The following is a 16,740-nucleotide window of genomic DNA, read 5'->3' on the forward strand; positions in this document are numbered from 1 at the left end:
GGATGCGGTCAGCCGCGGCGCCACTTCTGGTTGGCCCCGCCGGTGCACTCCCACTGGATCAGGCGGGCGCCGTCGTTGGCGTTCCAGGCGTCGATGTCGACGCACTTGTTGGACTGGGGATTGACCAGGTCCCCTGCGCCGGACAGGACGAACTGCTGAGCCGGGTTGCCGCTGCAGTTCGCGATCTGGATCACCGCGCCGTTGTCTCGTGATCCCCAGGCCACATCCATGCACTTGTTGTTCTGCGTGCGCAGGGTGCCACCGGTGAACGTCCACCGCTGCGCGTTGGTGTTGTTGCAGGTGTACATCTGCAGCGGTACGCCGTCGCCGAAGTTGGAGCCGGGGACGTCGATGCACTTGTTGTTCCAGTTGCTCACCAGCGCGCTGGTGTCACCGCCGGTGGTGGTCAGGCTCAGGCCGTACGCGCCGAGGATCTCGTTGACCGGCTGATAGAAGGTGTTGCCGCCGCTTGAGCAGTTGCCCGAGGCGCCGGAGGTGACGCCCTGGGCCTGGTCGCCGGACATCCAGGCGCCGCCCGAGTCGCCGCCTTCGGCACAGGCCGTGGTCTGGGTCAGCCCGTAGACCAGCGACCCGGAGTAGTTCACGGTCACGTCCTTGGCCTGGATGACACCGCAGCGCCAGCCGGTGGTGCGCCCGGACCGGCAGATGGAGGCGCCGGTGGGGGCCTCCTGCGAACCGGCCACGGAGACGACGCCGCCGCCGTAGTTGTTGACCCAGGGGCGCGGCGTCCAGTCGCCGTTGGTACGCACCCAGGCGTAGTCGTTGCCGGGGAAGGACGAATCGACGAAGGTGCCCTGGTTGACGTTGTTGTACCCGAGGGTGGGATTCCCGGCGCGCCCGCAGTGCCCGGCGGTGACGAAGCCGCCGTTGTTGACCGAGAACCCGACCGAGCACAGGGTGTTGCCGTTGATGACGTACTGGTCGCCGCCCCGGATGTCGTACACCGGGTGGGGGGCCTGTCCGACGGAGATCCGCACCGCCGCGGCGTCCACGGATCCGGCCCGTACGAGCCGTTCGGCGGCGGCGGTGTCGGCCGCCGACACCACGACGGTGTTCGCGGCCGGGTCGACGTACCAGCCGTAGACGTCCGTGCCGGCCGCGTCGGCCGCGCGGTCGAGCGTCGCCTTCGTGGCGGTCAGTTGCTTCTCGCTGTGCCGCACCTCTACGGGCAGCGCGCCGGCCGCTTTGACGAGGTCGGCGTCGCGGGCGTCCAGTACGCCCACTTTCAGCCGCTGCTGGGCGGGGTCGTACCAGGCGCCGGCGAACCGGCCGCCCAGGCGCGTACGCAGCCCGCGCTCGACGATCGCCGCCGCGGCCTCGTGGGCCTGGCGGACGCGCGCTTCGGGGGCTGTCAGATGCAGGTCGCGTTCCAGCGCCTGCTGCATGGTCCCGGCGGGGGTGGCGGCCGGGCGGGGATCGGGCGACGGGGTGGCCTGAGCGGCCGAGGAGGGGAGGACGAGCGCAACGGCGAACACCGCCGCGCCGGTCAGCACGGTGAGTCTCACGGCAATCTTTCGAGGGGAGCGGATGAGACGTGAGAGCGCTCTCAGAAAAGAACCTTTACAGTTTACTCACTGTTAGTCAAGACCTAACAAAAGTGTGTGGACGCCACCGGACGAAGTGCCGGCTCCGCTGTCTCCCCACGAAAGGCGGGGAGGATGCTGTGGAGGCCACGGCCAGGTGACCCGCCGGCCGACCGAGGTCCCGGGGCGGGCAAGAAAGAGGACCTGGAGATGGCCGCAGCAGTGGCGGGTCTGATAGCGTCTCCGGCACGTGATCGACCCGAGGAGGTGAGACCCATTACCGCTGTATCCGGCTGGGTGCTCCCACCTTCCATGGTTGTCCGGCTCATCTGACACAGGTGGCCGTGGGAGTGCCCGCACAAAGGCATCCCGAAAGGCAACTAATTCATGCGTTTCATCTCGGAGACGACCGCTGACGGCGTCTCGGAACGCCTCTTCATCCTCGGCGACATCCACGGCGTGCTGTGGGCGCCCGCCGGCGCCACCGGCACCGGTCCGCTGGTCCTGCTGGGCCATGGCGGCGGCCAGCACAAGAAGGCCCCGGGTCTGGTGGCCCGCGCCCAGCGCTACGTGACCGCCTGCGGCTTCACGGTGGCGGCCATCGACGCGCCCGGGCACGGCGACCGGCCGAGGACCGAGCAGGACGAACGGCACGCGGCCGACATCAGGCGGCGGATGGCGGCGGGCGAGCCGATCGGCCCGCAGATCGCGCGGGACAACACCGAACGCTCGGCGCGGGCCGTTCCCGAGTGGCGGGCAACTCTGGACGCCCTGCAGGCCACCGGCCACGCCGATGGGCCGGTGGGCTTCTGGGGCGTGTCGATGGGCAGCGCGATCGGCATGCCCTTCGTCGCCGCCGAACCGAGGATCGGCGCCGCGGTCTTCGGACTCGCGGGGCACGAGGCCCTGGCCGAGGTGGCGGCCCAGGTCACCGTCCCGGTGGAGTTCCTGCTGCAGTGGGACGACGAGCTGGTCCCGCGCGACTCGGCCCTCGCGCTGTTCGGCGCCTTGGCGTCTCAGGAGAAGACGCTGCACGCGAACCCCGGCCGCCACATCGGCGTACCCGCGTTCGAGGTGGCGAGCTCCGAGCGCTTCTTCCTCAGGCACCTCGTCAAGGCGTAGCCACTGAAGGGCCTGTTTCCCAGGGCGCGCTCGGCGAGCTGCCGATCGGGGTCATCAAACGAGACACCGCTGGGCTCGCCTACTGGGACGCGGGTGCCATTCGTCATCGTCGTGGAGCCGCTGGCGTGGCTGACGCGGCGTTCGGGCGGAGTGCAACTGGTGGGTTGCGCCTGGAGGAAGTGATGTGCAACTCTGGAGTTGCATCAAATGGCGACGACGAAGGAGTCCCCTCGTGAGCGAGGATCGGATCGAACGCGAAACCCTGATCGAGGCACCCCTGGAGCGGGTCTGGTCACTGGTGGCCGAGCCCGGCTTCTGGGTGGCCGACCAGGCGAGCCTGTCCGGCACCGTGGCGATAGAAGGCGAGTCGATGGTGGCGAAGAACGCCGAGTACGGCGACTTCCCGGTGCGCGTGGAGAAGGTCGAGCCGCCGACGTACCTGGCGTACCGCTGGGCCAGCGCGTTCCCCGGAGAAGAGCTGCGCGAGGACAACAGCACCCTTGTGGAGTTCACGTTGACCCCGGAAGGCGACAAGACACGGCTCCGCGTCGTCGAGAGCGGGTTCGCGGCGCTGGCCGGGTCCGAGGAGCTGCGCCGCCAGGCGGTGAAGGACAACACCGGCGGCTGGCCCCAGGTGCTCGACGCGCTCAAGACGCGCGCCGAACAGTCATCCGTGTGACGGAGGAACGTCGCGGCGCCGTCGAGGCGGTCGACGGCGTCCTGGTCGCGCTGGCCGACCCGACGCGTCGTCAGCTGCTTGATCTGCTCGCCGCACAGGGCGAGGCCACCGCGACGACGCTTGCCGGACGACTTCCGGTCACGCGGCAGGCGGTGGTCAAGCACCTCGCCGTCCTGGACGCCGCCGGGCTGGTCTCCGGCAGCCGGGTCGGACGCGAGGTGCGGTACGCGGTGCGGCCCGCGGCGCTGGACGCGGCGGCGCAATGGATGGCCGCGCTCGCGGCCGACTGGGATCGGCGATTGGCGAACATCAAGCGCATCGCTGAGGCAGCGGAGCCGGATTCGCGCTAGTCGGCTCACAGGCACGCCACCTCGGCTTGAGCGATCCTCGACGCCTCGTAAACGCCGCTGTTGTAGAGGGGCAAAGGCCACTTGCGGAATCGCAAGTGGCCTTTGAGCTGGGTCGGGGTGGCGGGATTCGAACCCACGGCCTCTTCGTCACGAAAACGAAAGGGCCCGGCGGTTATCCGGGTGGGATGGCCGCGATCACTTCTACCTCGATCAGGAGGCCGGGGCGGAAGAGGCGGGAGACTTCGACGGTGGTACTCGATGGGGGCTCGCCGGTGATCCTTCGCATCCGTACGTCGCCGTAGCCGGGCAGGTCGGCCATGTCCGTGAGGAAGGTCTTGATCGTCACCACGTCGTCGAAGGTGCATCCCTGGTCGGCGAGGATGGCTTCGAGGTAGTCGAAGACGAGCTCCGACTGCCGCACGATGTCACCCTGGCCCACCACCTCGCCGTTCTCGTCGAGTGCCGCCTGCCCTGACACGAACAGCAGGTCACCGGCCCGTACTGCGTGGGAGTACGCCCCGGCAGGAGCGGGCACGGAGGCGGGGTTCAGCTTGACGGCCCTGCCCGAGCGGGGAGCCTCCGCCGAGGCGGCCCCGCGGGCCGCAGCCGAGGCGGGGCCGGGGGTGGGCCGGGTCTCGGCGGGGGGCGGGGAGTTCAGTGTGGGGGAGGTGGCGATGGCGGTGAGGTCGCCGTCGGCGAGGCCGGCGCCGGCCGCTTGCAGGAGGCGCCGGCGGGCGGCGGCGGCCATGGTCTGGGTCGGGTGGGCGGCGAGGGTCAGGTCCTTGGCGGCCAGGCCGAGTGCGTAGCGGGTCTCCGGGGGTCCCTCCAGGACGGCGGGCCGGAGGCGATCGACCAAGGGCCCGAGCGGGGTCCCGGCCAGCGCCTCCAGCAGCGCCGTGCGGTCGACCCCCTGCGTGCCCGCATACGCCAGGGTCTCGGCGATCAGCACCTGGGCGGGTACGAGCGCGCTCATCACCGCCAGCTTCATCGCCGCCCCGGCGCCCGGCGGGCCCACCTCGCGGACCTCGCCGAACACGTCCAGCACGTCGCGGCAGCGCGAGAGGTCGGCCTCCGATCCGCCCGCCAGCACCGTGAGCGTGCCGTCGGTGGCGGGCTGGACGCTGCCCAGCACGGGGGCGTCGACCAGGCCGACACCCTCGGGCAGCAGCGAGCGGAGCCGCGAGACGGCCTCGGGGCCGATGGTCGACATCTCCACGACCAGCGTCCCCGGCCGTGGCGCGGCGGAGGTCAGGACCTCCTCGACGGCCGCCGGGTCGCGCAACATCGTGATCACCAGGTCCGCGTCCGCGACGGCCTCCGCCGCCGACGCCGCCACCTCGGCGCCCGGCACCGCACGCGTTCCAAGATCCGACGCGACCGCCCCGGTGCCCGTCGTACGGTCCGACGCCGCCGCCCCGGCGCCGGGTACGGCATACGGGGTGCGGTTCCATACCGTGACCTTGTGGCCGGCGTTCACGAGGCGCCGGGCCATGGGGGCGCCCATGCGCCCAAGTCCGAGAAAAGCGATCATTGCCCCGACGGTAGGCCCTCCCAAGCCATGCCACCAGCGACTAGATTGCATGTGAGCCATGCATGGGAGGAATGTGTTCGAGATCGACGCCCTCCGCCTGCTCGACGTGGTCGCCCGTACGGGATCGTTCACGGCGGCGGCGGACGAGCTGAACTACACGCAGTCAGCGGTGTCGCGCCGCATCGCCTCGCTCGAACGGGAGGCCGGCGGGCCGCTGTTCGTGCGCCTCGCCCGAGGGGTACGGCTGACGCCGGCGGGGGAGGTGCTTCACCGGCACGCGAGAGAGGTGCTGGAGCGGCTCGGCCGCGCCGCCGCGGAGCTGTCGGCGATCCACGACGGGTCCGGAGGGCGGCTCAGGGTCGGGGCGTTCGCGACCGCCAACGCCGTCCTGGTGCCCGAGGCGCTCCGCGAGTTCCGGCGGGCCCGTCCCGGGGTGGAGATCACCCTGGTCGAGGGGTTCAGCGCGCGGTTGATGGAGCGTCTGCACGAGGGCGCGCTCGATGTCGCGGTCGTCAGCGACTACCCGTCGGGGCTGTCGCCGGTCGAGGACGCCGAGCTCGTGCCCCTGTTCACCGACGAGCTTCTCCTCGCGCTGCCGCGCGACCACCGGCTCGCGCACCAGGAGGTGGTCCAGCTCGGCGAGCTCCGCGACGAGAACTGGATCGAGGGCGCCCCGCCCGGGCATGCCACGATGCTCGCGGAATCCTGTGCGCGTGTGGGCTTCGCGCCGAAGGTGGGGATCCGCATCGGCGAGTGGACCGGGAAGCTCGGCTACGTCGCCGCCGGGCTGGGCGTCGCGCTGGTGCCCTCCATGGCGGCGCGAGCCGTACGGGGCGATCTCGTGCTGCGGTCGCTCGGCGAGCAGGCCCCGCGGCGCGAGGTCTACGCGGCGCTGCCCCGTGCGGCGCCGGTGCCCTCGGCCGAGACGCTCCTCGGTCTCCTCCGGCGCGTCGCGGGTGGATGGCACGACCCTCAACGGTGAAGCTCGCATGGGGCGGGTTGCGCGCGCCATCCCGGGCCGACCCCGTCGGACCAGTGGTTCTTTCACAGGCCCGGCGGTGGGCGGGCGGCGGGAAAGGGTGTCAATTGCGGTCGCGTAGCAGGCCGTGTCTCATGGCGAGGACGACGGCCTGCGTGCGGTTGGGGCAATTCAGTTTCAGCAGGATATTGCCGACCAGGCGTTTCGCACCGTGCAGGGAAATGGAAAGGCGCTGCGCGATCTCTTTGTTGCTCAGCCCGTCCGCGAGCAGCTCAAGGGCGTCCTGTTCTCTCGGCGTCAGCTCGACGAAACGCGGATGGGAGGTTTTCAGAATGCGTATCGCGGAGTCGAACACCTGCGAGACGATTTCCGTCGGCATCGGCGTCTCGCTGCGTGAAACCCGTATCAGGGCGTCTTCCAGCCGGCGCTTGGTCAGGTCACGCTGCAGGATGAAACCGTCAGGCCTGAGGGACACCAGTTTCTCGGGGTCCTTGGCGCTGACGTCGTCGACGAAGGCCAGCACCCGTATGTTCGCCGCCCGCGCGGCCGGCACGACGCGCATGGCCGTGGCCCATTCGGCGTAGGAGATGATGACGATGTCGAGCGAGCCCAGCCCGTTGCCACCCGGGTATGCGGACTGTTTCGCGATCTCCCGTACGGTTCGCACCGTCATGATGTCGTGCAGAGTGACCTTGAGGCCGTAGCGGAGGATTTCGTTCTCGCAGACTATTCCGACGTCAAGTTTCCTGCTTATTCGATCGTCGATCTTTGTTCTACTTGGTTGTTCCACTCAAACCCCCGTATGTTGGGCGGGCCAAGTACTTATATATACATTATGGGACATGTGGGGTAGATGTGCAATAACCAATCTCAAGCGTCTCTGTTGGTACATAACATTCGTCCCACATGTCCCATAATGGAATTTACGGACAGTCAGGAAGAAGTTGCCGAGCCCCCGCCCCGTACCGCCGGACGCCCGAAGTCGGGGTCGCGGAGCGACCGCAGGCCCCCGGCCGCCGCGCCCGCCGCGATCGCCACGTTGAGCAGGAAGTGGATGCCGGCGAATCGCCCGAGGAACCTCGGCCCCCGCCTGCGGAGGACGAAGCGGTAGAGGCCGGGATTCGAGCAGGCGAACACCGTGGCCGACAGCAGGGGCAGCGCCGCCAGCTTCCGCGAGACGAGGAACGCCGGGAGGGTGGCCACGGTGAGCGAGGCCATGGCGACGCCGAGGGTGCTGTTGGGCCGCAGCGCGCCCGGCCGGTTCCTGTGCGCCGCCACGAACGGGATCATGAGCTGTGACCTGCGGTACTGCTCGGAGAGCAGGTCGGGCAGCCGGTCCTCGTCGTCGTGGTAGACCACCACCTTGTCGCTGAGGCCGATGCGGTACTTCGCCGACAGTCGCTCGCTGTACTCGACGTCCTCGAAGTCGCGCAGGGACTCGTCGAACGGCCCGACGTCCTCGAAGACCGACCGGTGCATCGCCGCGGCCTGGAAGTAGACCGTCACGGTGGGTCCCGCCGCGCGCATGCGGGCGAAGTGGGCGAGCATCGTCATGACCCACTCGACCGGTCCGTCGTCGATCATCGGCTCGGGCGCGATGACCCCGTGTACGCAGTCGTAGCCGGCCTCGTCCCGCAGCGCCTTGACCGCCTGCTCGATGGCGTCGGACGCCAGCGCCTGGTCGGAGTCCATGAAGAACAGGATGTCGCCGGTGCTGGCGGCCACCCCCGCGTTGCGGGCCGCCGAGACCCCGCGGTTGCGCGGCGCCCGTACGAGAAGGCACGGGAACCGCTCGGCGATCTCGGGGGAGCCGTCGGTGCTGGCGTCGTCGGAGACGATCACCTCGTACGGTGGCAGGGTCTGGGAGAACACCGATTCCAGGCAGGCCTCCAGGGTCTTCGCGTAGTTGTAATTCGGGATGATGACCGAAACCCTGGGCGCGTTGCCGGATGTTTCCATGAGGCACCTTTCAAGGAACAATTTCTACGGGCTGAGGGGGCGGTCACGCGATTTTCTTCTGGGTGTTTCGTGAAATCCCCGGTTTGGCGCCCAGGGAGTGGAACAGGTCCTCGTAGGCGTCGAGGCAGGCCTGGAGCCCGAACTTCGCACGGGCGTCGCGCGCGCCCGTCGCCCGGCGCTCGACGGGCAGGTCACGCAGTTCCTGGATCGCCTGGAATATCGCGGCCGGGTCCCTGGGCGGTATCACGCGGCCGAACCCGGTGGCCGTCACCGGGACCCGGCCGCCGGGTATGTCGGTGGTGACCGAGGGGATTCCCGCCATCATCGCCTCCGCCTGGACGATGCCGAAGGACTCGGATATCGACGGGAGGGCGAACACGTCGATCGAGGCGTAGAAGTCCCTCATCTGCCGCCCGTTCAGCAGCCCGAGGAGCCGGACGCGCGGGTCGTCGCCGATGGCCCGCCTGACGCGCTCGATGTCGCTGCCGCCGGCGACGTCGACGTAGTCACCGGCGAGGAGGAGACGGGCGTCCGGCTCGGGCAGGCGGCGGAACGCCCGCACCAGGTACGCGAGGCCCTTCTCCGCGGCGATGCGCCCGGCGAACCCCACGTGCAGGCCGGGGCCCTCCCGGTAGGAGGGGCTGCCCCCCGTACGGTCCTGGCAGGGGGCGGGGATCGCGTGGACCCGGGAGCGGCGCATGGTCGGCCACAGGCGCGAGTGCCGGGCCTGGTCGTCGCTGTTCACCACCACCGCGGCCGACTGCCGCATCGCCATCCGCGCCGAGGTGTCCACGGCACCGATCACCGCCGGGCTCACCAGGGACGGCCTCAGCCACAGGTCGATGTGGTACGTCGTGACCACAGGGGTGGGCGCGCAGAGCCGGGCGATGGGACCCGCCTCCAGCATGGGGATGTGCAGGTTGGCGACGCTGGACGCGCGGGCCACCTGCCCCGCGACGAACGGCAGCGACAGGCTCACCGGCCCCCGGCTGATCGTCGTGACCACGGGGCAGCGGAAGATCTCGACGCCGTTGCGGCGCTCCCGCCGGGGAAGGGACCGCTTGTGCTGGGAGGCCACCACGGCCACCCGCCACCCACGGCCGGCGAGCCCCTCGGCGATCTCCCTCGCCGAGTCGGTCAGGCCGCTGACGTAGGGGGAGTAGTAGTTGAGGATGACTGCGAGGTCGAAATCCGCCATCGAGGTTCATCTCCTTGGTTGCCGTCAGGGCGTATGCGTAGGTGGGCGACGAGCAGCGCGGTTCCCGCCACGGCGATCTCGGTGACGGTGCAGAGCAGCCGGCTGGCCAGCACGACGCTGCCCGCCGCCGGAAGGGGGAGCACCCCGGTCAGGGCCGCCAGCAGGATCGCCTCGCGGACGCCGAGGCCGTCGGGCACCAGCACCATGAGGTAGCCGATGACGGCGGCGCCCGCGAAGGCGCCCACGCAGGCCAGGAGCGACGAGAGCGGCGAGGCGCCCATCGCGATGGCCAGGAACCACACATGCGTGCTCGACATCAGCCACGACAGCGTCTGCATGGTGATCGCCCGGCGCACGCTCCCGTCGGGCGCCCTGGTCACCGGCTCCGGCCGCCGGAGCAGCCGCGCGGCCACTCCGGTGAGGCGGTGGGCGAGACCGGGGCGGGCGAAGAAGACCACGACCGGCAGGGCGGCCAGCGCCATCCAGACGCTGTTCCCGCCGAAAACGCTCGGCGCCGCGAGCAGCCCGGTCATCAGGCCCGTCAGGGACGCGATGGCGATGTTCAGCACGTAGAGCGCCGCCATCTGCGCCGGGGTGATCCCCACGGTCCTGCCCATGCGCATGTTCGCCAGCAGCGTCCACACCCGGCCGGGCACGAACTTCGCGAGGAAGCCCACGAAGAAGATGCGAGCCCCCTCCCACACCCCCGCCCGGGAGCCGAAACCGACCACGAGCGCTCGCCACGAGAGCATCCCGAACCACAGCCCCACGGCGTTGGTGACGATCGCGGCGCCGATCAGCAGGAGCGCGCGCGGCTCGGTCAGGGTGGCGAGCAGCGCCCAGTCCTGGTCCTTCAGCGTCAGGACCACGAACGCGGCGACCGTCAGCACCGCGACCGCGGTGAGCACCGCGCGCAGCTTCGCGATCACCGGGCCACCGAGACGGACAGGGACTGGGCGAGGTGGTCGGACATCCCCTTGGAGGGGGTGAAGTGGTAGCCGGTGACGTCGAGACCTCCCTGGGAGAGCACCCAGTCGAGCCGCCACAGCCGCGGCATGCCCTCCGTCGGCCAGCTCAGGGGCAGCGGCGACGGGCCGGACGGATCGTGGCACCGCGACCGTTCGCACACCCTGCGCACATCAGCCATCAGCGACGTCGAGTTGAAGTCACCGGCGATGACCGCGGGGTTCCCGTTGGCCGACAGGTCCGCGCTCAGCGTCCGCAACTCGGCCTCCCGCCGGTGGTACTGGTCGTGGATCACCCGGTAGAAGGCCGCGGAGAACGGGCTCAGCCGGATGTCCACCTGGACCGCCAGATGCACGTTGTAGAAGGACACCAGGTCGCCCCCGACGCGGATGTCGGTACGCAGCGCCTTGGTGGTGTAGTAGTCGCGCCAGTCCGTGCCCGCCGGCGGCGCGCTCCCGTCGGCGGGGGACATCAGGGCCGAGGCGTCCACCGGGCGCGAGGCGGCTATCGGCAGCCGGGAGATCGTGACCAGCTCGCTGGCCGCCGCGACGTGGTAGCCGGGGAACTCCCGCCTGATCCGCGGCAGGTCGTCGATCCTGATCGGGTCGTCGGAGAAGTAGAGGTACTCCTGCAACAGGTACACGTCGGCATGCTGCGCGCGCAGGTAGGAGTAGAAGGCCGCCGGATCCTCCCCTTGGTGCCAGTAGCCGGTGTTCCAGGAGAAGACCTTCACCGCCCCGGGGACGGCGCCGGCCGCCGCCCCCGGGAGGCTGAGCCCCGACAGCGGCACGCCCAGTACGAGCGTGGCCGCCAGCACCACCGCGAGCGGCAGCCGAACCGGGCGGGCCGCCAGCGGGGTGAGGGCGAGCAGCACGACCGGGACGACGAGCACGACCACCGGCGGGGCGAGTTCGACCACGAGCCACAGCCACCACCGCCCGCTCACCAGGGCGTGGACGAGAAGGAGCGCCGCCCACGCCAGGGTCGCGGTGACAAGGAGCCGCGTGCCGAGACACCAGCGCGCCGGTGGAACGGCCCGCTGCGACGTCGGCTGCTCGGCGACCGTGGTCACGAGAGCCTCCCGAGGCCGTCGACGCCCAGCAGGACGGCCAGCAGGCCGGCGCTCAGCAGGGCGGTGCTTACGATCACCCGGTCGCGCAGCAGCGCGCGCACCGGATCGCCGTCCACTCCCTGGAGGGTGAGGATCCGCAGGTAGCGGAAGAGGCCGAACAGGCTCAGCGGCACGAGCACAAGCGTCGCCAGGTTGTCGGAAGCCGCCGAGGAGGCGTCACCGCCGAGGAAGAGCAGGAACGCGACCGCGGTCAGCCCCGCGCTGAGCGTGAGCATCTGGTCGACCAGCGCGGCGGAGTAGCCCGCCAGCGCCGGGCGGTGCGCCGATCCCGCGTCGTCGATCTCCCTGCGGCGCTTGCCGAGGATCAGGGTGAGACACAGGAAGAAGACGCAGAGCAGCAGCCAGACGGACGGGGCCGATCCGACCGCCTGGTACCCGGCGACGATCCGCGCCTCGAACCCGAGCACCACGACGAACAGGTCGACCACCGGCACGTGCTTGAGCCAGACGCTGTAGAGCACGTTCAACGCCAGGTACCCCGCGACGGGCCACGCCAGGCCCGGTGACACCACGGCCAGCAGCACGACGAGCAGCGCCGCCAGCGCGCAGCCGGCGCCGGCCGCCAGCGCCACCGAGACGTGCCCGGCCGCGATCGGGCGGTGGCGCTTGACCGGATGCCTGCGGTCGCGGTCGCGGTCGGCGATGTCGTTGCCGACGTAGACGACCGACGAGGCCAGGATGAAGATCAGCACGGCCCCCGCCAGGCGGGCGAGCGAGGGCAGGTTCCAGGCCGACGGGTGCACCAGGGGCAGGGGGACCACCAGCAGGTTCTTCACCCACTGGTGGGGGCGGAGCAGGACGAGCAGATCACGTGCCGGCCTCCGGTGCTCTCGCGCCGGACGGACCGTCACGGGCGGCAGATCCAGGGGAGTGCTTGACATACCTCACCTCCGGCGACCGTCAGAAGAAGACTTTGGACATCGCGAGCACGCCCTGGCGCCACGGCTCGCGGCTCGTGCGCCCGGTGCCCCGGGCCGCCGGCTCGGCCCGGTGCCGCCGCCACCACTCGTACGTGCGCAGGATCGCCTCCTGGTTGGACAGCCGGGGGGTGAACCCGAGCCGGTCCTGCGCCTTGCCGATGCTCACGTAGGAGTCTGCGAGCAGCTTGTACAGGAGCCTTCCGTACACCGGCGAGAGCTTGAAGCGTTCGAGCAGCCGCAGCACCCCCACCGCCGCGTGGGCCGGGACCGACACCACGCGCCTGCCCCGGCCGGCCGCGTCCAGGACGGACTGGAAGTCCTCCCTGATGGTCCCGAATCGGGCCGCGCCCAGGTTGTAGGTGTCGTTGGCGACCTCGTCGGGGGCGGCGAGGACGGTGGTGACGGCGTCGACGAGGTCCTCCAGGCCGAGCATCTGGATGCGCACGTCGCCCCGGCCGAGGACGGGGAAGTTGCGCCCTTCCTCGGCCCACTCGAAGAGCATCGAGAACAGCCCCATGCGACCGGGGCCGAGGAACGTCTTGGGACGCAGGACGCTCACGCACATCCCGTCGGCCCGGTACTTCTCGGCGAGCTCCTCCGCCTCGGCCTTGGCCGCGCTGTAGGTGTCGACGGGCTCGCGGGGATGATCCTCGGTCGTCGGCACCGTCTTCGGCAGCCCGTACACCGCGGTCGAGGAGATGTGCACGACCCGCCGTACGCCCGTGTCGCGGGCCGCGCGCAGGACGGCCGTGGTGCCGCCGACGATGATCGAGCGGATCTGGTCGGCGGGATAGCTGGGGAGCGCCGCCGCGCAGTGCACCACCATGTCGGCGCCGGCGAAGGCCTCCTTCACCGCCGGCACGTCGCGGATGTCGGCCCTGCGCGGCGTGAGGCCGGGCTCGGGGGCGATCTCCCGCAGGTCGAGCCCGCACACCTCGGCGCCGTCGGCGAGCAGGCGGGTCACGAGGTTGGAGCCGAGGATCCCGGCGGCTCCGGTCACCACGACACGGGACGGCGGGGAGGGGTTCACCATAGCGAGCTCACCTTCTCCTTGAGGAAACGGCTCAGGAGCCGGGGGATGCCCTGCGCGAGCGTCGCGTCCAGGGCCGCGAGGAAGCGCTCCATCTCCTCCGGCTCGGCCACCAGCGGGGGGCCGACGACCAGGGGGCTGCGCCCGTTGAGCGTGTAGTAGGCGTAGATGTCGTGCTCGCGGTAGAGCGTGTCGATCACCGAGCAGGCGACCAGCTTCGTGCGCAGGAGCGGGTCCTTCAGGGGAGGCAGCCTCCCGGCCAGGTCGAGCACCTTGGGCCCGCCGGACAGGAAGATCCCCCACAGGGCGCCGGCGCCGCACACCTCCGCGACCTGGTCGGGGTATTTCGCGCGGATGCGTTCGAGGCCGGGGCGAAGTACGTCCTCAAGCGCGCGGGCACGTGCCGGGTAGTCGTCCTCCACGGCGATGTTGACGGCCTCGATGGCGGTCGCCGCCTCCTCGCCGAAGCCGTAGTACGTGGTGCTCGTGCTCTGGATGAGGGCGTCGGCCATGTTGTCGTACGCCTTGCGGAATATCGGCTCGCGGGCGATGAACGCGGAGATCGAGGACTTTCCGCCGCCGAAGGACTTGGACGTCGTCAGCACGTCGGGAACGAGGTCCGGGTAGCGCATGAAATAGAAGAGGCTGCCGGTCTTCCCCCACCCGGTGTAGATCTCGTCGAAGATCAGCACGATCTTCTCGGCGGTGCACAGCTCCCGTACCCCGCGCAGGAACTCCTCCGAGCACCACCTCATCGTCGAGGCGCTGAACGGCTCGATGAGCAGGGCGTACACATCGCCGCGATTGGCGCGCAGCGCCGAACGGACCGAGTCCAGGTCGTCGTAGGCGAAGCGCACGATGCCCGGAATGGTGGGGAAGGCGAAACGGTTCTGCGAGCTTCCGGTCAGGCCGCCCGAGCCCAGCAGCTTGCCGTGGAAGCTGATGTCCGAACGCAGGATCGTGTTGCGCCGGCCACGGTGGTACTTGTAGGCCAGCTTGACGGCTCCCTCGACCGCCTCGGCGCCCGAGTTCGGGAAGAACGACATGGTGAGGTCGCCGGGGAGCACCTGGGCGAGGTTGTGGCCCAGCGCGGCGAGATAGGGGGAGAAGTAGGTCTTGTGGACCTCCATCCGGCGGTCCTGCTGGAACTTCGTCCGGGCCGCGAGGATGCGCGGGTGGTTGTGCCCGTGGTTGAGGACCCCGACGCCGCCGGTGAGGTCCAGGACACGGCGGCCGTCCTTCATGTACAGGTAGGCGCCCTCGGCGTGTTCGACCAGTTCACGGCCGAAGCCGAACGAGGTCATCAGCGAGACCTGGCTGCGGTTGACATAGTTGCGGTACATCTCGTGGATCTGGTCGACGTCCAGATCCTCGGCCTGCTTCAGGGAAAGAAGCTCCTGCATCTGATTCCCTTCATCACGATGGCGCGCGCCGGGGCATGGGTGAGAAACCGTCCGACGCGCACGGGTGCGTGCGTGGTCATGCGGTACGTGCCGTACGTGGGGCAGGTGGATACGCGGTGAGCCGTGGCGGAACGGCCACCCGCGGCCGGGCATGGTGACCTGGTGACGAGGCGGATCCACGGTTGTGCGGACGACATGGCGACGTGCGGCCGCCGTCGTGCGTCGTCTCCCGCCGGGGGCATGATGAGCCGGCCGGTCCGTGAGGACGACTGGTGTCGCCTCCCGGCCGGGGCCATCGCGTGGTCCGGTGGTGCCTTGTCGCGCGGACCGGTACCGCGTTGCCGTTTCACCGCGCGGACCGGTACTGCTTCGCTGCTACCGCTTTACCGCTTCACCGTGCGGACCGGTACCGGTCACCCGCGGTGGGAGCGGCGTGGGCGCTTTCAGGCGTGGCCGACCCCCGTCGGTGGATGAATCCAGGCGCGTGCGGATGCCGCCGTCCGGTGACGGCGCATCGGTGGTACGGAGATTTCACGTTCGGACCGGTGACAGGCCGATCGGCCATCAATCATCAAGACCACCCCCGTGAATGCGTCAGCCCTTGCGTCCGGATTTTCGGATTCCATCCGTTCCGGTCCCCTGTGCCGGTGGATCGTGGCGACTCCGCGGAGCCGCGAATCGTCAACGTCTGAAGCATGACCTACGGCGGATGCGTGCGGGAGGTTCCAACGCTCGCTCTAAGGAGGTAGCCATTCGGCGCGCCCCCGGCGGTCACCCCACCGGCCGCCGCGGTCGGCGGCGGCCGGTGGGGGACATGCGCATCAGGGCGTACGGATCAGGGCATGCGCATCAGGACGTACGGATCGGGACGTACGGATCAGGACGTACTCAGGAGGTACGGAGATGGAGGTGCGGAGATGGAGGTGCGGGTCGGGGCGGTAGGGATCAGGCGGTCTCGTCGAGGCGCCGCCGCTGCTCGGAGGGAAGGGTGAGCGCCACTCCGGCGACGGCCTCGTCCAGCTGCCCGGCGTCGCTGACCCCGACGATCGGCGTCACAGAGGGGTTTCCTCCGGTCAGCCAGGCCAGCACGACCTGGTTGCGCGTGATCCCCAGCTCGGCGGCGACCTCGGCCAGAACGGCCAGCCGCCGGGTGGTGCCCGGATGGTCGTAGGCCTCGATCAATGGGCGGTCCTCACGGACGTAGGCGCCGTTGAGGAGCGTGGTGTAGCCCCACAGGGCCATTCGCGGATCGGAGGCCACGTAGTCGAGGACCTCCTCGCCGACCCAGCCGAAGCGGTGGTTCTGGTCGGGCACCGGCGCGTCGGGACGCGGTTTGACGTAGGAGTGGCGCAGCTGAAGCGCCGTGTATCCCTCCCACCCGTTGGACTCGGCGATCCGCCGGGCGCGCTCCACCCGCCAGATGGGATGGTTGGACGCGCCAAGGCGCCCGACCAGCCCCGCCTCGACCAGCTCGGCCAGCGCGCCCGCAGTGTCCTCCAGTTGCGCCGACCTGTCCTCCATGTGCGTCCAGTACAGGTCGACGCGGTCGGTGCCGAGACGGCGCATGCTGCCTTCCAGCGCCGCCTTGATCGCCGGACCCGACAGCCCCTCCCGGTTGGCGGGCCACTCGCCGTCCGCGCCCGGCTCCGCGCCGACCTTCGTGCTGATGTACAGCTTGTCGCGGAGTCCGGGACGGCGTGCCAGCCATCTGCCGATCACCTCTTCGCTCTGCCCGCCGAAGCCGCTCGGGTCGGCCCAGAACGAATAGCAGTTGGCGGTGTCGATTATCGTCCCGCCCTCCGCCACGAACCGGTCAAGCAGCTCGAAAGACGTTCGCTCGTCAAGTCGGGTGCCGAAGTACATCGCTCCCAGGGCGAGATTCACCTGTGCCACGGCATGCTCCTTGGTCGGGAATTGGAATGGAAAG

Annotated in this window: 15 protein-coding genes; 4 read left to right on the forward strand and 11 right to left on the reverse strand. The window is 70.1% G+C overall.

The features are described from left to right. Nucleotides 1-8 precede the first annotated feature (8 nt). A complete protein-coding gene (locus ACOZ38_RS15700; RefSeq protein WP_424531405.1) occupies nt 9-1,526 on the reverse strand; it encodes a ricin-type beta-trefoil lectin domain protein in 1,518 nt (505 codons plus the stop codon). A 405-nt stretch (nt 1,527-1,931) separates the two neighbouring features. On the opposite strand from ACOZ38_RS15700, the gene ACOZ38_RS15705 reads away from it, so the two are divergent. From ACOZ38_RS15705 to ACOZ38_RS15715, 3 genes are all read left to right on the forward strand, one after another. Beyond that, on the forward strand, nt 1,932-2,666 hold the full coding sequence (locus ACOZ38_RS15705; protein ID WP_424531407.1) for an alpha/beta hydrolase: 735 nt from the start codon (nt 1,932-1,934) through the stop codon (nt 2,664-2,666). A 232-nt stretch (nt 2,667-2,898) separates the two neighbouring features. Further along, nucleotides 2,899-3,345 carry an SRPBCC domain-containing protein gene (locus ACOZ38_RS15710; protein WP_424531408.1) on the forward strand — a complete coding sequence of 149 codons (447 nt, stop codon included), beginning with the start codon at nt 2,899-2,901 and terminating at the stop codon, nt 3,343-3,345. After that, the gene (locus ACOZ38_RS15715; protein ID WP_424531410.1) at nt 3,342-3,695 is read left to right on the forward strand and encodes an ArsR/SmtB family transcription factor; all 354 of its coding nucleotides are present in this window, start codon (nt 3,342-3,344) and stop codon (nt 3,693-3,695) included. Before ACOZ38_RS15710 ends, ACOZ38_RS15715 begins: the two co-directional genes overlap by 4 nt. A gap of 172 nt (nt 3,696-3,867) precedes the next feature. Here the strand turns inward: ACOZ38_RS15715 and ACOZ38_RS15720 are convergent, their stop codons facing one another. Next, nucleotides 3,868-5,226 carry an NAD(P)-binding domain-containing protein gene (locus ACOZ38_RS15720; RefSeq protein ID WP_424531412.1) on the reverse strand — a complete coding sequence of 453 codons (1,359 nt, stop codon included), beginning with the start codon at nt 5,224-5,226 and terminating at the stop codon, nt 3,868-3,870. Nucleotides 5,227-5,299: 73 nt separating this feature from the next. Between ACOZ38_RS15720 and ACOZ38_RS15725 the strand changes: the two genes are divergently transcribed. Beyond that, nucleotides 5,300-6,208, forward strand: a complete 909-nt coding sequence (locus ACOZ38_RS15725) for a LysR family transcriptional regulator (protein WP_424531413.1) — start codon at nt 5,300-5,302, stop codon at nt 6,206-6,208. 100 nt (nt 6,209-6,308) lie between these two features. Here the strand turns inward: ACOZ38_RS15725 and ACOZ38_RS15730 are convergent, their stop codons facing one another. The 9 genes from ACOZ38_RS15730 to ACOZ38_RS15770 all read right to left on the reverse strand — a co-directional run bounded on the left by ACOZ38_RS15730 (nt 6,309) and on the right by ACOZ38_RS15770 (nt 16,706). Next, entirely contained in the window at nt 6,309-6,995 is a 687-nt protein-coding gene (locus ACOZ38_RS15730; RefSeq protein ID WP_424531415.1) for a response regulator transcription factor, read from the reverse strand. Between the two features lie 143 nt (nt 6,996-7,138). Beyond that, nucleotides 7,139-8,164: a glycosyltransferase family 2 protein gene (locus tag ACOZ38_RS15735; RefSeq protein ID WP_424531416.1), complete on the reverse strand. Its 1,026-nt coding sequence runs from the start codon at nt 8,162-8,164 to the stop codon at nt 7,139-7,141. 43 nt (nt 8,165-8,207) lie between these two features. After that, on the reverse strand, nt 8,208-9,362 hold the full coding sequence (locus ACOZ38_RS15740; protein WP_424531417.1) for a glycosyltransferase family 4 protein: 1,155 nt from the start codon (nt 9,360-9,362) through the stop codon (nt 8,208-8,210). Beyond that, on the reverse strand, nt 9,302-10,291 hold the full coding sequence (locus ACOZ38_RS15745) for a lysylphosphatidylglycerol synthase domain-containing protein (RefSeq protein ID WP_424531419.1): 990 nt from the start codon (nt 10,289-10,291) through the stop codon (nt 9,302-9,304). The genes ACOZ38_RS15740 and ACOZ38_RS15745 overlap by 61 nt, the downstream gene beginning before the upstream one ends. Further along, nucleotides 10,288-11,400, reverse strand: coding sequence for an endonuclease/exonuclease/phosphatase family protein (locus ACOZ38_RS15750; protein ID WP_424531421.1), 1,113 nt, complete (start codon nt 11,398-11,400; stop codon nt 10,288-10,290). Before ACOZ38_RS15750 ends, ACOZ38_RS15745 begins: the two co-directional genes overlap by 4 nt. After that, complete coding sequence (locus ACOZ38_RS15755; protein ID WP_424531423.1) at nt 11,397-12,341, reverse strand: UbiA prenyltransferase family protein; 945 nt, start codon at nt 12,339-12,341, stop codon at nt 11,397-11,399. The genes ACOZ38_RS15750 and ACOZ38_RS15755 overlap by 4 nt, the downstream gene beginning before the upstream one ends. Nucleotides 12,342-12,360: 19 nt before the next feature. Continuing rightward, nucleotides 12,361-13,413, reverse strand: coding sequence for an NAD-dependent epimerase/dehydratase family protein (locus ACOZ38_RS15760; RefSeq protein WP_424531424.1), 1,053 nt, complete (start codon nt 13,411-13,413; stop codon nt 12,361-12,363). After that, nucleotides 13,407-14,813: an aspartate aminotransferase family protein gene (locus ACOZ38_RS15765; RefSeq protein WP_405147533.1), complete on the reverse strand. Its 1,407-nt coding sequence runs from the start codon at nt 14,811-14,813 to the stop codon at nt 13,407-13,409. The genes ACOZ38_RS15760 and ACOZ38_RS15765 overlap by 7 nt, the downstream gene beginning before the upstream one ends. Before the next feature lie 945 nt (nt 14,814-15,758). After that, nucleotides 15,759-16,706: an aldo/keto reductase gene (locus ACOZ38_RS15770; protein WP_424531426.1), complete on the reverse strand. Its 948-nt coding sequence runs from the start codon at nt 16,704-16,706 to the stop codon at nt 15,759-15,761. Between the last annotated feature and the right edge of the window lie 34 nt (nt 16,707-16,740).

The organism is Sphaerisporangium viridialbum (assembly GCF_049674955.1).
GTDB lineage: Bacteria > Actinomycetota > Actinomycetes > Streptosporangiales > Streptosporangiaceae > Sphaerisporangium > Sphaerisporangium viridialbum.

What these genes read in the sequence shown, in the direction of transcription:
- ACOZ38_RS15705 (WP_424531407.1), top strand. Translation starts at nt 1,932, where the DNA reads ATGCGTTTCATCTCGGAGACGACCGCTGACGGCGTCTCGGAACGCCTC.
- ACOZ38_RS15720 (WP_424531412.1), bottom strand. Translation starts at nt 5,226, where the DNA reads ATGATCGCTTTTCTCGGACTTGGGCGCATGGGCGCCCCCATGGCCCGG.
- ACOZ38_RS15735 (WP_424531416.1), bottom strand. Translation starts at nt 8,164, where the DNA reads ATGGAAACATCCGGCAACGCGCCCAGGGTTTCGGTCATCATCCCGAAT.
- ACOZ38_RS15740 (WP_424531417.1), bottom strand. Translation starts at nt 9,362, where the DNA reads ATGGCGGATTTCGACCTCGCAGTCATCCTCAACTACTACTCCCCCTAC.
- ACOZ38_RS15755 (WP_424531423.1), bottom strand. Translation starts at nt 12,341, where the DNA reads ATGTCAAGCACTCCCCTGGATCTGCCGCCCGTGACGGTCCGTCCGGCG.
- ACOZ38_RS15760 (WP_424531424.1), bottom strand. Translation starts at nt 13,413, where the DNA reads ATGGTGAACCCCTCCCCGCCGTCCCGTGTCGTGGTGACCGGAGCCGCC.
- ACOZ38_RS15765 (WP_405147533.1), bottom strand. Translation starts at nt 14,813, where the DNA reads ATGCAGGAGCTTCTTTCCCTGAAGCAGGCCGAGGATCTGGACGTCGAC.